Here is a 13,599-nt window from a genome sequence, read left to right as displayed (position 1 = left end):
TAATTTGGATAGCCTTGAAGAGGTCAAAGAATGGGATTTGACGAAAAACATTTTAAAATTAATTATTCATCTAATGTATCTACATGATGTAGATATCTCTAATATTTGTTGTGAAACGCTAAAAATTGTGTGTTTTGACCTGATTACCTTGCATTTTGTCGATGTTTTTAAAGATTTTGTTGAGGTTTAAGTATTCATTATCAGTTGCTTTGATACGATATCGTGATGCTTCAAGAAAATAACAGAAGTTTTATTTTGAAAGATTACATGAAAAAAAGTATCTTTGCCACCGCTTACAAATGGTGGTTGTAGCTCAGCTGGTTAGAGCGCTTGATTGTGGTTCAAGAGGTCGCCGGTTCGAAACCGGTCTTCCACCCCAAAACAAAAAGCCCTGTCAATTTTGACAGGGCTTTTTTGGTTTTATATATTATCTAAAATAGGGGTATAAAAAAACCTGACGTAAAAGACAGGTTTTTCTAAATTTTAGAGGGTTATTTTGAAGCCTTATCTACCGTAACACGATCTTTACGGTTGGCTACTTCCCAAGCGGTATAAAAGACTAGACGCGTACGGTTTTCAAGAAGGTCATAATTAATCTTATCCGGTGTATCTCCTGGTCTATGGTAATCATCGTGCGTTCCATTAAAATAGAAAATAATAGGAATGTTGTTTTTGGCAAAGTTATAGTGGTCACTTCTATAGTAAAAACGATTGGGGTCGTTTTCATCATTGTACGTATAATCCAATTCAATATTGGTGTACTTGCTGTTGACTTCCTCGGATAGCTCATGAAGTTCCGTACTGAGCTTATCGGAACCAATTAGGTAAATGTAGTTACGTTCTCCTGTACGTTTTGGGTCAATTCGCCCTATCATATCTATATTAAGATTGGCAACCGTATTTTCCAAAGGAAAAATTGGATCAATATCTGCGTAATATTGAGAGCCCAACAACCCTTTCTCCTCACCGGTTACATGTAGAAAGACTATAGAACGTTTAGGTCCTTGCCCTGCGTCTACAGCCTTTTTAAATGCCTGTGCAATTTCTAAAAGGGCAACCGTACCAGAACCGTCATCATCTGCACCATTATTTATTTCTCCTTCCGGAGAAACTCCAATATGATCAAGGTGAGATGAAAGGACTACGTATTCATCCGGTTTTTCGGAACCTTTAATTACAGCCACTACGTTTTCGGACTCAATACCGTTGTTTTCACTTTTAACATCAACTACAAGTTTTTTGGTTATTTTCTGCGGCTTGTTATCAGATTGAATATTGGAAAAAATAGCTTTGGCCAATTTGCCGTTAATAAGAAAATTAAAAAAGCCATCGATGTCATCTTTGGCCAATTCCATTCTGCCACTATCGTTTCTTTTCATCCATTCAAACCTACTTTTAAAACGGGTAAAGTTGGTTTCATCATAATATAGAATGCCCTTGGCGCCTTTAGATGTAGCTAGTTCCAAGCGCTTCCCTAGAGACTCGGACATGTTACTCCATATAGATTTCTCAGAGGTTCCGGATAATACATAGTTTCCATTGGTAGCAATGGGTTCTCCGGATTTAACCAAAACTACTTTTCCTTTTACATCAATATTTTTATAGTCGGAATAGCTGCCTTCATCAATACCGTATCCCACATAAATAATGTTATCAAACGTGCCTTGTGCTTTGGAAAAAGTAAGGAAGTTTTCTCCCAGAGGATATGTCTTACCATCAACGGAAAGGGTTCCCTCTGGTAATTTACTAACCTCAAGCGGTACATTTTGAAAATAGTCCCCATCCTTCTTTGCAGCAGGAACCCCTAATTTTTCATATTGGGCCTTTAAATATTCAACAGCCTTCTTTTGCCCCGGTTTTCCGGTCTCTCTTCCTTCAAATTCATCGGAGGCATAGGTGTACAAATGTTCTTTTAATTCACTTTCAGTAATGGTCTCCGCAAAGGTTTCAGGAGTATTGGTAGGTGCAGTAACAGTGTTCTTATCTCCCTCGGAAACTGTAGTTTGTGATGAGTTGCAGGCCATAGCCAATCCTATAGCAAGAATAATGAGTTTTTTCATATTGTGTGAGTTAGCTTTCAAAGTTTCCAAAATTAACGAAAACAATTAGAACAGTTCTCTTGACCAAGCAATAATTATGTTTGATGATTCTTTGGTTTTTTAGTTAACTTGCTTTTGGTTTTATTGAAAAATCCAACACCTTTATACCTATGAAAATCGTAAAATTGTTAATTGCTTGTGGCTTGACCAGTACTATTAACCTTTCTTGTAACCAAACTAAAAAAGAAAAAATGAGCGCATCCGTTCCAGAAACACCGATTACCAAATATGAGAAGCATATTAATCCAGACAATTTTACCACAACAATAGAAGGAGATTCCGTAAAATTCTTTGTTCTTACCAATTCCAACGGTATGGAGGTAACTTTTACAAATTACGGGCAGCGTCTGGTTTCGTTATATGTTCCGGATAAGAACGGTGAGTTTAAAGATGTGGTTTTAGGTTTTGATAACTTGGAGGATTATAGAGCAAAAAAGAACTACTACGGTGCTGTTATTGGAAGATATGGGAACCGCATAGCAAAGGGAAAATTTACTTTAGATGGTACAACGTATGATTTGGCCATTAACAATAATGAGAATCATCTTCACGGAGGGTTGGTAGCTTTTGAAAGTGTAGTTTGGAAGGTAGAGGAGCAAACCGATAATTCCATTAGCTTTAGTCGTACTTCTCCGGATATGGAAGAAGGTTATCCCGGAAATCTTGACGTTAAAGTGAACTATATTTTAACGGATGAGAATGCGTTACAAATAAGCTACGAAGCCAAAACGGATAAGCCTACATATTTGAATTTAACAAACCACTCATTCTTTAATTTAAAAGGAGAGGGAGAAGGCACGGTTAATGACCACGAGGTATTATTGAATGCAGAAAAATTTACACCGGTAGATAGCGGTTTGATCCCAACAGGCGAATTACAGGATGTTGCAGGAACTCCTTTTGATTTTAGAAAGCCAAAAGCAATAGGTAAAGATATAGAAGAGGACTTTGAGCAGTTAAAATTAGGCAACGGTTACGACCATAATTTTGTCCTTAATGAAGTACCCAAGAATCGTGAGGGTTTAACTTTTGCCGCTAGGGTTGTGGAGCCTACTAGTGGGCGTACTTTAGAGGTGTATACATCCGAACCTGGGGTGCAGTTTTACGGAGGTAATTTCTTAGACGGCTCAGATACGGGTAAAAGTGGAAAGGCCTATGTGCGTAGAGGTTCTTTCTGTTTAGAAACACAACATTTTCCAGACTCGCCAAACCACCCGGAGTTTCCTAGTACCCGTTTGAATCCGGGTGAAACGTACACATCTTATTGTACTTACAAATTTGGGGTTACTCAGAATTAGAAGGTATTTACTCTAGTTACCCTTCTTTTGATGGTTGGCATATCTAGAGGGAATTACTTTTTTCAATTTTTTAAACTGTCTGTTAAAATTGGAAATAGAAGTGAAACCTGATTGTTCGGAGATTTCTAAAATAGAAAGTTCACTGTCATACCGGTTTAACAATTGGCAAGCGTGTTCTATTCGTAGCTCTATTAAAAATTGAAAAAACGTTTTATTGGTGTGTTGTTTAAAGAATTTGCAAAAGGCATTTTGGGTCATGTGAACCTTTGTTGAAATAGTATTTAAATCAATATCATCTTGAAAATGGGTTACTACGTAGTCAAAAATGGTTTGCATACGTTGGCCTTGCATACTTCCCAATTTCTTTGAAGAAATAAAATTGGTTAACGGCTTCTTATCGGCGTGAGCAAGGTTTTTCAATAAGCCAAAAAACGCAATAAAACGATCAAGTTTGTCCAACTGGGGAAGTAGGTTCATGGTCGTGGCTATAGGAGTTACGCTTCCCGTAACTTTAAACCCCTCATTTATAAACCCTAAAAGGGGTTGCAATTCTTCCAGATCGGGCAATGTAAAAAACGATGTGCCAAAAGTCTCTTCAGTAAAAAAAAGCGAAATTTTATGCGCCAGTTCATCGGTTTTATCGTTTTTGAACAAATGTGGGGTATGGGGACCTATGGCAAAGAAATTTCCATCTTCAAAGGGATGTACACTATCTCCTATGATAAGTTTTCCTTTTCCTTTTACAATTAGTGTAAACTGAATTTCTGCATGTTGGTGCAGTTTATTGTAAAATATCATTTCGCGATCCACCTGAACTATTAAATTCTGGTGCAGGGGTTTTGGCACTTGAAATGGGTGAACTTTCATAAAAGTGATTATGCGTATTTAATTCAGTATATATGCACTCAGTGATATAATTGGATAATATAATATAAATTTCTGATAAAATGCTCTAATTAACACGAGTAATCTTCTGTTAATTTTGCTGTTGTAATGTTAAATATGGGCAAATGAAATTCGAATGGAAAGGTGTAATGCCAGCAGTTACCACAAAGTTTAATCAAGATGACGCGCTTGATTTAAAGATGTTCGGTAAAAATATAGAGGCTCAGGTAGAAGCCGGTGTACATGGTATAGTATTGGGAGGGTCGCTTGGTGAAGCCAGCACTCTGACGGCAGAAGAGAAAAAGGTACTTATCAAAGGAACAATCCAAATTGTAGAAGGCAAGATTCCCGTTATTATGACCATTGCGGAACAAGCTACAACAATAGCACTGCAGGCCGTTAAAGATGCCGAGGAGAGTGGTGCAAACGGTTTGATGATTTTACCGCCCATGCGCTATAAATCTACAGATTACGAAACTGTAGAATACTTTAAGGAAATAGCAAGAAGTACAGAGCTTCCTATTATGATTTACAACAATCCTGTTGACTATAAGATTGAAGTAACGGTAAGCATGTTCAAAGAACTATTGGAATTAAAGAACATTACCGCTGTAAAAGAGTCTACTAGGGATATCATCAATATTGGAAGATTACGCAACGCATTTGGCAAAGACCTTAGTATTCTAACAGGTGTAGATCCGCTAGCACTTGAAAGTCTTCTTATAGGTGCCGATGGTTGGGTTGCAGGTCTGGTATGTGCCTTTCCTGCAGAAACTGTTGCTATTTATGAATTGGCAAAAGCTGGTTATATTAAAGAAGCAACTGAAATTTACAGATGGTTCTTACCTTTATTGGAGCTGGATATAAGCCCACAATTGGTTCAGAATATTAAGTTGGCCGAAGTTGCTACAGGCATTGGTACGGAGACTGTTAGAAAGCCTAGACTTCCTTTGCAAGGTAAAGAACGGGAAAGGGTCTTACAGGTCATAGATGCCGGATTGAAAAACAGACCGGTTTTACCGGATTATAAAAACATAACTGCTGTAAACAAAGAGTTGGTCTAGCACTGAACAGTCTAGAATTTGTTCGTGAAAGTTTTATAATTGGCGAAGATTTAAGCGGATTGGGATAATTTTTATTAGCAAAGTCTTTAGTGAAAATTCTTGGTGCTTCAACTCAAATATAGTAGTTTCAAGGCGATTGGTAAGACCTTTAAAACAAAAGAATGATTACAGGAAAAAACTACATAGGAAATCAACTTTCAGCTAATGAAAGTAACAAATATATGACCTTTAACCCTAAATTGAATCTGGAGACGGAATGGAGTTTTTATGAGGCTACAAAGGAAGAGATTGATGCCGCTGTGCAGAAAGCTCATGAAGCCTTTCTGAATTACAAAAACTTCTCTGGAGTTAAAAAGGCTCAATTTTTGGAGGCTATCGCCGAAGAAATAGAAGCATTGGGAGATGAGCTTATCCAAACCTATTGCAAAGAATCGGGTCTTCCAGAAGGAAGGGCTATTGGCGAACGTGGCCGTACCATGGGGCAATTAAAAGCATTTGCCCAGTTGTTAAAAGAGGGCTCTTGGGTAGAGGCAACTATAGACACGGCCCAACCGGAAAGGAAACCGTTACCAAAAATAGACTTACGTAAAATGCTGCTGCCCATAGGGCCAATAGCGGTCTTTGGTTCCAGTAATTTTCCTCTGGCATTTTCAACCGCAGGTGGTGATACAGCGAGTGCACTGGCTTCCGGTTGCCCGGTAATCGTAAAGAGTCACCCTATGCACGCAGGTACGGGAGAGTTGGTTTCTTCCGCCATCATAAAGGCCGCGGAACGCACGGATATGCCGGATGGCGTTTTTTCCAACTTAAATAGTAGCGGTATAGAAGTCGGTCAGCAGTTGGTACTTCATCCAAAAATCAAAGGTGTGGGTTTTACAGGCAGTATAAAAGGAGGTACGGCCCTTTATAAATTAGCGAATGAACGTAAAGAACCTATTCCCGTTTTTGCGGAAATGGGCAGTATAAATCCTGTTTTGGCTCTTCCTTCCGCATTACGTGAGAAGGGATTGGATTGGGCCAGACAATATGCCGGTTCCGTAATGTTGGGGGCAGGTCAGTTTTGCACCAATCCGGGTTTGATCCTTGGTATAAAAAGCACTTCTCTAGATGTCTTTACAAATGCACTGGGAGAGGAAATTGAAAAATTGGAACCTACTTGCATGTTGCACCCAAGCATTCACAGCAATTATGAAAAAGGGAAAAAGGAGCTTTCCTCTCAAGGAGGTGCCGATGTTGTTGCCGATTATAAAAGCTCAGTAGCGCCTAATTATGCGCAACAAAAGGTACTAACGGTTAATGGGGCCAACTTTTTAAAGAACCCTAAGTTGCATCAAGAAGTATTCGGTCCATTTTCTATTGTAGTGAGATGTGCCGATGCCAAGGAGTTGAAACATGTCTTGGATTGTTTGGAAGGACAATTAACCGGTACCGTACTTGGTAACGCTGATGAGTTGAAAATTTATAGGGCTGCTGTAGACGCCTTGCAAGGTAGGGTAGGAAGGCTGATATTCAATGGGGTTCCAACGGGTGTGGAAGTTTGTCCTTCCATGCAGCATGGCGGACCATTTCCTGCAAGCACCGATAGCCGATTTACATCGGTTGGGGTGTCTGCCATTAAGCGCTGGGTAAGACCGGTCTCTTTTCAGAATTGGCCACAGGAGGAATTGCCGGAGGCCTTGCAGAATAGCAATCCACTTTCTATCATGAGAATTGTGGATAGTGAACATACCAATAGGAAAATAGAATAGGGTCAACAACGTCAGGAGAATAATTGTTGAGTTATGGCAACACATATTTTTAGGTGTATAGATGCTCATACCTGTGGAAATCCCGTTAGGGTGGTTGCAGAGGGCGGACCTAAGCTCGTTGGAGTTTCCATGAGTGAAAAGCGCCAGCACTTTTTAAAGGAATATGATTGGATTCGCAAAGGGCTTATGTTTGAGCCTCGAGGGCATGACATGATGAGCGGTAGCATCTTTTATCAACCAGAAAATCCTGAAAATGATTTTGGCATTCTTTTTATAGAAACGAGTGGTTGTTTGCCCATGTGCGGTCATGGCACTATTGGGGCCATTACTATTGGTATTGAAGAGGGCTTGCTTCAACCCAAGACCCCTGGGAAAATTCGGATGGAAACACCCGCAGGTCTTGTAATGATAGATTATCAACAAACAGGAAAGAAGGTAGACTGGGTAAAGTTGACCAACGTTAAATCCTACTTAGCCACTACCGAATTAACGGTTAAGAGTTCTGTTTTAGGCGAATTGGTTTTTGATGTCTCCTATGGCGGGAATTTTTATGCTATAATAGACCCTCAGAAAAATTTTTCGGGCATTCAGGATTTTACCGCAGGCAAGCTAGTTCAGTTGAGCCATGAGATTCGGGAACGAATCAATTCAAAATACCCAAACAATTTTGTCCACCCAGATGATGAAACCATTAATGGAGTGAGCCACGTTTTGTGGACAGGCGATGTTATTTCTCCTGCTGCTACGGCAAGAAACGCTGTTTTTTATGGGGATAAAGCAATAGATCGGTCTCCCTGTGGCACAGGAACTTCTGCTAGAATGGCGCAATGGTATGCCAAAGGAAAATTAAAGGTAGGAGAGGAGTTTATCCATGAGAGTTTTATAGGTTCTCAATTTATAGGAAGGGTAGAACAGGAGACTGTCCTTGGCAACCGGAAAGCTATTGTTCCAAGTATTCAAGGGTGGGCCAGAGTGTATGGGCAGAACACGATTACCATAGACGATGATGACCCATACGCACACGGGTTTCAAGTTATTTAATAAATTAGAAGCAGAAGTGAGTAAAAAAATAATCATAATAGGGGGAGGAATAATTGGGCTTAGTACAGCTTATTTTCTGCAGAAAGAAGGGCACGAAGTTACTATTATAGAGAAATCAGATATAACCTCGGGAGTTTCCTTCGTGAATGCGGGATATATTACCCCCAGTCACATAATTCCTTTGGCATCACCTGGTATGATTGCTAAGGGCATCAAGATGATGTTCAAATCGGCTAGTCCGTTTTACATGAAACCTCGTTGGGATATGGAGTTCTTCAAATGGTCTTGGTATTTTCATAAATCGTCTACTAAGGAAAAGGTAGCGCGGGCAATTCCTGTAATTAAGGATATTAATATTATTAGTAGGGAATTGTTTGAAGACATAAAAAGCTCCGGTGATTTGGGCGATTTTCAATTAGAACGAAAAGGACTATTGATGCTCTATAAAACTAAGGAGGCTTACCTTCATGAGAAAGAAGTAGCGAACAAAGCCAGTTTTTTAGGGTTGGAAGTTAAGGAGTTAGACCAAAAGCAATTGGCGAGACTTGAGCCAGAGGTTGCAATTGATGCCCAAGGTGCCATTCATTATGAATGTGATGGACACACAACACCTACCCAATTCATGCCCAAAATGTTAGATTACCTGAAAAAGGTTGGTGTTAAAGTACGTTTAAACGAGGAGGTAACCGACATGAAGGTAAAGAGCAACCGTGTTCATGAAGTTATAACGTCTAAAGGAACCTATACTCCAGAAGAGGTGATAATTGCGGCAGGTTCATGGAGTGGGAACGTTTCTAAAAAACTAAACCTGAATATACCATTACAAGGAGGAAAAGGGTACAGTATAAACGTTGCCAGGCCTACGGGAATAACTATTCCTGCTATTCTCATGGAGTCTAAAATGGCGGTAACCCCAATGAATGGTTTTACCCGCTTTGCCGGAACTATGGAGTTCTCTGGATTAAATAATTTGGTAAGAAATGAAAGAGTAATGGCTATCGCAAATGGAGCTAAAAAATACTATCCTACGGTAGATATCAATGCCAATGAAATAGCGAACGTAAAAACGGGATTACGTCCAGTTTCTCCAGACGGACTCCCTTATATAGGAAGGTCATCTAAGCTTTCAAATTTAACCTTGGCTACTGGGCATGCCATGATGGGGTGGAGCTTAGGGCCGGCAACCGGCAAATTGGTTGCTGAGATTATTGACGACAAAAAAACATCTATGGAAATCGATGCTTTTTCTCCGGACAGAAGGTTTTAAAAAGTGTAAAACACAAAAAGCAATTTTAACACAAAAGAATCGGAAAACGTAACCTTTGTTACTGGCTAAAAAGCAGTTTGCGTTGTATCTTTGCAATGTAAAACTACACACAATGGATGTAGAGATTCTTTCCCGTATTCAATTCGCTTTTACAATTGCTTTTCATTATATCTATCCGCCTTTAAGTATAGGTATAGGTTTAATTATGGTAGTCTTTGAGAGTCTGTATATCAAGACTAAAAACAAAGAATACCATACTCTTGCCAAATTTTGGACTAAAATATTCTCGCTCACCTTTGGTATTGGTGTGGTTACAGGTATTGTAATGGAGTTTGAATTTGGCACCAATTGGGCGGTTTACTCTAGGTACGTTGGCGATATTTTTGGCAGCGCTTTGGCAGCGGAAGGCATTTTTGCATTTGCGTTGGAAAGTGGATTTCTGGGCGTGCTGCTTTTTGGTTGGAACAGGGTAAAACCTTGGGTGCACTTGGTGGCTACCATTGGTGTGTTCTTGGGGTCTATGTTCTCGGCTATATGGATTGTAGTGGCCAACAGTTGGCAACAGACTCCTGCGGGATATCATATTGTGGGAGAAGGGCTTGAAGCTAGGGCGGAAATAACGGATTTTTGGGCTATGGTTTTTAACCCATCAAGTGTAGACCGTATTCTTCACGTGTGGCTGGGTGCGTTTCTGGCCGGTACGTTTTTGATTCTCAGCGTACACGCGTATTATATTTTAAAAGGACGATTTGTTCATATCTCCAAAAAAGCGTTTAAAATGACACTTGTGGTGGCAACTATATTTTCGTTGGGCCAATTGGTTACCGGGCATAGCTCCGCTGATGGTGTGGCTGTAAATCAACCGGCAAAATTGGCTACCATGGAAGGTCATTTTGAAGCATCGGCACCGGCAGATATGTATCTCTTTGGATGGGTAGATAAAGAAGAACAGAAAGTAACGGGATTAAAAATTCCCGGAGGACTATCCTTTTTACTGGATTATGACATTAAAGCGCCCGTTACAGGATTAAATGCCTTTGCAGAAGAGGATAGGCCTTCGCAAATTAATGCCGTGTTTCAATTTTACCATATTATGGTGAGCATAGGTATGTTTCTTATTTTGGTGACCCTTTACGCATGTTTTTTATGGTGGCGTGGTAAACTTTTTGAAAAAAGATGGTTGCTGTGGATATTCGTATTTACGGCTCTTTTGCCCCAAATAGCCAATCAGGTAGGGTGGTTTACGGCAGAAATGGGTAGGCAACCTTGGGTAGTATATGGACTTTTACGTACGTCCGAGGCCTTCTCACAAGCGGTTACGGCAAATCAGGTATTGTTTTCCCTAATTCTGTTTATGTTGGTCTACACGCTTTTATTTTTATTGTTCGTGTATTTGTTGAACAAAAAGATAAAACATGGCCCTTATGATGATAGTGATGAGGATGACCGTCCGTTGACAAAAGAGATTACCCAAGTAGTAACAGGAAATTAAAATAGCATGGAGACTTTTCTAGGACTTGATTATCCCACATGGTGGTTTTTGGTAGTAGGTGGATTGTTTTCCGGTTATGCCATTCTTGATGGGTTTGATTTTGGTGCCGGGGCATGGCACTTATTTTTTAAAAAGGAAAAAAGTAGAAGAATAGCATTAAATGCCGTAGGCCCTGTTTGGGATGGTAACGAAGTTTGGTTGGTTATTGGAGGAGGAGCCCTTTTTGCTGGTTTTCCGGTAATGTACGCTACGCTTTTTTCTTCTCTATATATTCCATTTATGTTGTTTTTGGTCTGCATCATCTTTAGGGCCATTTCAATTGAATTTAGGGGAAAGGAAGAAATGAAATGGTGGCGTAAAACTTGGGATATTGGCTATAGTGTTTCCAGTATTCTTTTGGCTTTTTTATTAGGTGTGGTTTTAGGTAACGTTCTTCAGGGAATTGCCATAGGCCCCGATTATCAATATCAGGGGGCAGGTTTTTTTGAGTTTTTAAATCCGTATGCCATTTTAACGGGAATTACTACCCTATCACTTTTTATGGCCCATGGCGCGATTTATTTACTTTTAAAAACAGAAGGAAGGTTGTTTGCCAAGCTTACATTTCTTCTAAAGAAGGGTATGATTTTCTTTATGGTAAGCTTTGCGATAACAACGCTTTACACCTTACTTTATATCCCCCATTTATCGGACGCCTTTAGAAGTGATCCGTTTCTTTTTATCGTTCCCTTAGCTACGTTTTTAAGTATAGCAAATGTACCCAGACTAGCCAATAAGCGCAATTACAAATTGGCTTTTTTCTTCTCTTCGTTAACCATAAGTTTTATGTTGATTCTCGTGGCGATAGAACTCTATCCAACGCTATTGTTTTCTACTTTGGCACCAGAACATAGCATAGACATCTACAACGCAGCAGCATCAACTAAATCGTTAAAAATTATGTTGACCATGGTGGCCATTGGAGGTCCGTTGGTTTTGGGCTATACCTTTTTTGTTTATAGAACGTTTAGGGGTAAAGTTCAATTGGATGAAACCAGTTATTGATACTTGGCTATTTTCTTTCGATAAGGTCCCAAAGGTTTCCATATAGGTCTTTAAAGACTACCACAGTGCCGTAGGGCTCTTCACGCGGGTCTTCGTTAAACTTAACACCCTGTTCTTTCATACGCTGGTAATCACGCCAAAAATCGTCCGTATGGAGAAATAGAAATACACGCCCGCCACTTTGGTTCCCGATGGCTTTTTTTTGCTCATCATTTACGGCTTCGGCAAGTAGAAGGGATAGTCCGTTAAGGCTTGGAGGTGAAACGGTAACCCATCGCTTGTTGGCGTCTAATTGAATGTCATCTACAAGTTTAAAGCCTAATTTTTGTGTATAGAAGGCCATGGCTTCATCATAATTTTTTACAACAAGAGTTACTTGAGCAATAGCTTGATTCATATGAATTCTTTAAAATTTGTTAGTTTAATAGTGTTCCATTCTTCTTTTAGGATTCCGTAACAACAAGAACTCCTTCTGAAGTCATTTTTGGTAATGACATTCTTTCTAAGTATACCCTCTAGAGTGGCTCCCAGCTTTTCTACGGCCTTTCTAGAACGAACATTTCTTTCATCAATCCGGAATTCTACTTTCTCAAAATCCATCTGTTCAAAAGCATGACTTAGCATTAGAAATTTCATTTGATGATTTAAGCCGGTACCGCGAGCATCCACCGAAATCCATGTCCACCCTATGTGGAGCACTTTGTTCTTTTGGTCAATATTCCCAAATCTTGTGCTTCCTATGCATTCGTTAGTGGTCTTATTAAAAATAGCAAAAGGAATGGACTTTTTCTGCTGTGCTTCGTTAAATGCGGTTTTGATATATGCTTTCAACTTTTCTTCTGTGGAAACATCGTTTGAACCGTATTGGTATAAATCTACTTGTTGGGCAACGGGCCAAAGTAGTTCGTGATGTGTCTGCTTTAACGGAGTGAGTCTTAGCAATTGGTTTTCTAATGTAATATTCGTGTTCATTGTATTAGATTTAGGATGAGTTCTTTTTTTACTTCATGACCACCTTCAAAGAAGATTTGTTCCGCTTCACCTTTAAATAGCTGGTTTATTTTTTTGGTTTCAGATGCTTGTTTTTCTTCGGTCAAATATTCATCGGCATTACCGACCAGGGTTGTGACTTTCGTTTGGTTTTTCATTAGGAAATCAAAATTGGAGGCTTCCAGTTCCGTGGGAATTCCGCCTGCATATAAGACCAAATGGTTACATGCAATTTTCCTGCTGGCAACCCATCGTGTGGCAATAGAAACACCTTGTGAATACCCGAGAACAATTAAATTGCAACTTTTGGGAATGGACAAGGCGCTATAAACAGCATCTAAATAAGTCAGTACATTTTGGGTTTCTTGCTCCGTATCTTCTTTGGTAAGCCAACTAGCGCCTACATGTCTAAATTTGTTATTCAGGTAATATTTAGAGGGTGCTTGCGGGGCAATTATATAGTTCTCTTGTGGAGGCAATTCGTCAAAATACCTTAAAAAATATCGACTTAAATAACCAATACCATGTAGAACTATCCAAACGTTTTTGGTTTGGTCTGTTAGTGAATTTAGGGTAGCGTAGCTATTTGTGGTGGTGTAGGACACCGTGTTTTCAGAATAATCCATAGAATAAAATCTCTATAAAAGTAATGGCTTTTATTGTAGTGGTAA

Annotated in this window: 12 protein-coding genes and 1 tRNA gene; 8 read left to right on the top strand and 5 right to left on the bottom strand. The window is 39.5% G+C overall.

What is annotated here, in order from left to right:
- The first annotated feature begins 302 nt into the window (after positions 1 to 302).
- Positions 303 to 379, top strand: a tRNA-His gene (locus SJY45_RS04710).
- 112 nt (positions 380 to 491) lie between these two features.
- Here the strand turns inward: SJY45_RS04710 and SJY45_RS04705 are convergent.
- The gene (locus SJY45_RS04705; protein ID WP_400073451.1) at positions 492 to 2,060 is read right to left on the bottom strand and encodes a M28 family peptidase; all 1,569 of its coding nucleotides are present in this window, start codon (positions 2,058 to 2,060) and stop codon (positions 492 to 494) included.
- Positions 2,061 to 2,209: 149 nt separating this feature from the next.
- Here SJY45_RS04705 and SJY45_RS04700 point away from each other — a divergent pair, with 149 nt between their 5' ends.
- Complete coding sequence (locus tag SJY45_RS04700) at positions 2,210 to 3,397, top strand: aldose epimerase family protein (RefSeq protein ID WP_400073450.1); 1,188 nt, start codon at positions 2,210 to 2,212, stop codon at positions 3,395 to 3,397.
- A 12-nt stretch (positions 3,398 to 3,409) separates the two neighbouring features.
- Here the strand turns inward: SJY45_RS04700 and SJY45_RS04695 are convergent, their stop codons facing one another.
- On the bottom strand, positions 3,410 to 4,264 hold the full coding sequence (locus tag SJY45_RS04695; RefSeq protein WP_400073449.1) for an AraC family transcriptional regulator: 855 nt from the start codon (positions 4,262 to 4,264) through the stop codon (positions 3,410 to 3,412).
- A 143-nt stretch (positions 4,265 to 4,407) separates the two neighbouring features.
- Between SJY45_RS04695 and SJY45_RS04690 the strand changes: the two genes are divergently transcribed.
- The 6 genes from SJY45_RS04690 to cydB all read left to right on the top strand — a co-directional run bounded on the left by SJY45_RS04690 (position 4,408) and on the right by cydB (position 11,938).
- The gene (locus SJY45_RS04690) at positions 4,408 to 5,346 is read left to right on the top strand and encodes a dihydrodipicolinate synthase family protein (RefSeq protein ID WP_400073448.1); all 939 of its coding nucleotides are present in this window, start codon (positions 4,408 to 4,410) and stop codon (positions 5,344 to 5,346) included.
- 161 nt (positions 5,347 to 5,507) lie between these two features.
- On the top strand, positions 5,508 to 7,094 hold the full coding sequence (locus SJY45_RS04685) for an aldehyde dehydrogenase (NADP(+)) (protein ID WP_400073447.1): 1,587 nt from the start codon (positions 5,508 to 5,510) through the stop codon (positions 7,092 to 7,094).
- Between the two features lie 33 nt (positions 7,095 to 7,127).
- A complete protein-coding gene (locus tag SJY45_RS04680; RefSeq protein ID WP_400073446.1) occupies positions 7,128 to 8,135 on the top strand; it encodes a 4-hydroxyproline epimerase in 1,008 nt (335 codons plus the stop codon).
- A 16-nt stretch (positions 8,136 to 8,151) separates the two neighbouring features.
- A complete protein-coding gene (locus tag SJY45_RS04675) occupies positions 8,152 to 9,402 on the top strand; it encodes an NAD(P)/FAD-dependent oxidoreductase (protein WP_400073445.1) in 1,251 nt (416 codons plus the stop codon).
- Positions 9,403 to 9,514: 112 nt separating this feature from the next.
- Positions 9,515 to 10,894, top strand: a complete 1,380-nt coding sequence (locus tag SJY45_RS04670; protein ID WP_400073444.1) for a cytochrome ubiquinol oxidase subunit I — start codon at positions 9,515 to 9,517, stop codon at positions 10,892 to 10,894.
- 6 nt (positions 10,895 to 10,900) lie between these two features.
- Positions 10,901 to 11,938 (top strand): cytochrome d ubiquinol oxidase subunit II, encoded by a 1,038-nt coding sequence (gene cydB / locus SJY45_RS04665; RefSeq protein ID WP_215440629.1) that lies wholly within the window; start codon positions 10,901 to 10,903, stop codon positions 11,936 to 11,938.
- A 7-nt stretch (positions 11,939 to 11,945) separates the two neighbouring features.
- Here the strand turns inward: cydB and SJY45_RS04660 are convergent, their stop codons facing one another.
- Genes SJY45_RS04660 through SJY45_RS04650 form a run of 3 tightly spaced genes read right to left on the bottom strand, consistent with a single transcriptional unit; the run spans position 11,946 to position 13,554 of the window.
- Positions 11,946 to 12,335, bottom strand: a complete 390-nt coding sequence (locus SJY45_RS04660) for a VOC family protein (protein WP_400073443.1) — start codon at positions 12,333 to 12,335, stop codon at positions 11,946 to 11,948.
- On the bottom strand, positions 12,332 to 12,910 hold the full coding sequence (locus tag SJY45_RS04655) for a GNAT family N-acetyltransferase (RefSeq protein WP_400073442.1): 579 nt from the start codon (positions 12,908 to 12,910) through the stop codon (positions 12,332 to 12,334). Before SJY45_RS04655 ends, SJY45_RS04660 begins: the two co-directional genes overlap by 4 nt.
- Positions 12,907 to 13,554 (bottom strand): alpha/beta hydrolase, encoded by a 648-nt coding sequence (locus SJY45_RS04650; RefSeq protein ID WP_400073441.1) that lies wholly within the window; start codon positions 13,552 to 13,554, stop codon positions 12,907 to 12,909. The genes SJY45_RS04655 and SJY45_RS04650 overlap by 4 nt, the downstream gene beginning before the upstream one ends.
- Between the last annotated feature and the right edge of the window lie 45 nt (positions 13,555 to 13,599).

Source organism: Zobellia russellii, from assembly GCF_044597075.1.
GTDB classification, from domain to species: domain Bacteria; phylum Bacteroidota; class Bacteroidia; order Flavobacteriales; family Flavobacteriaceae; genus Zobellia; species Zobellia russellii.
The sequence above is the reverse complement of the archived record's forward strand: the minus strand, read 5'-3'. Positions and strand labels throughout refer to the sequence as shown.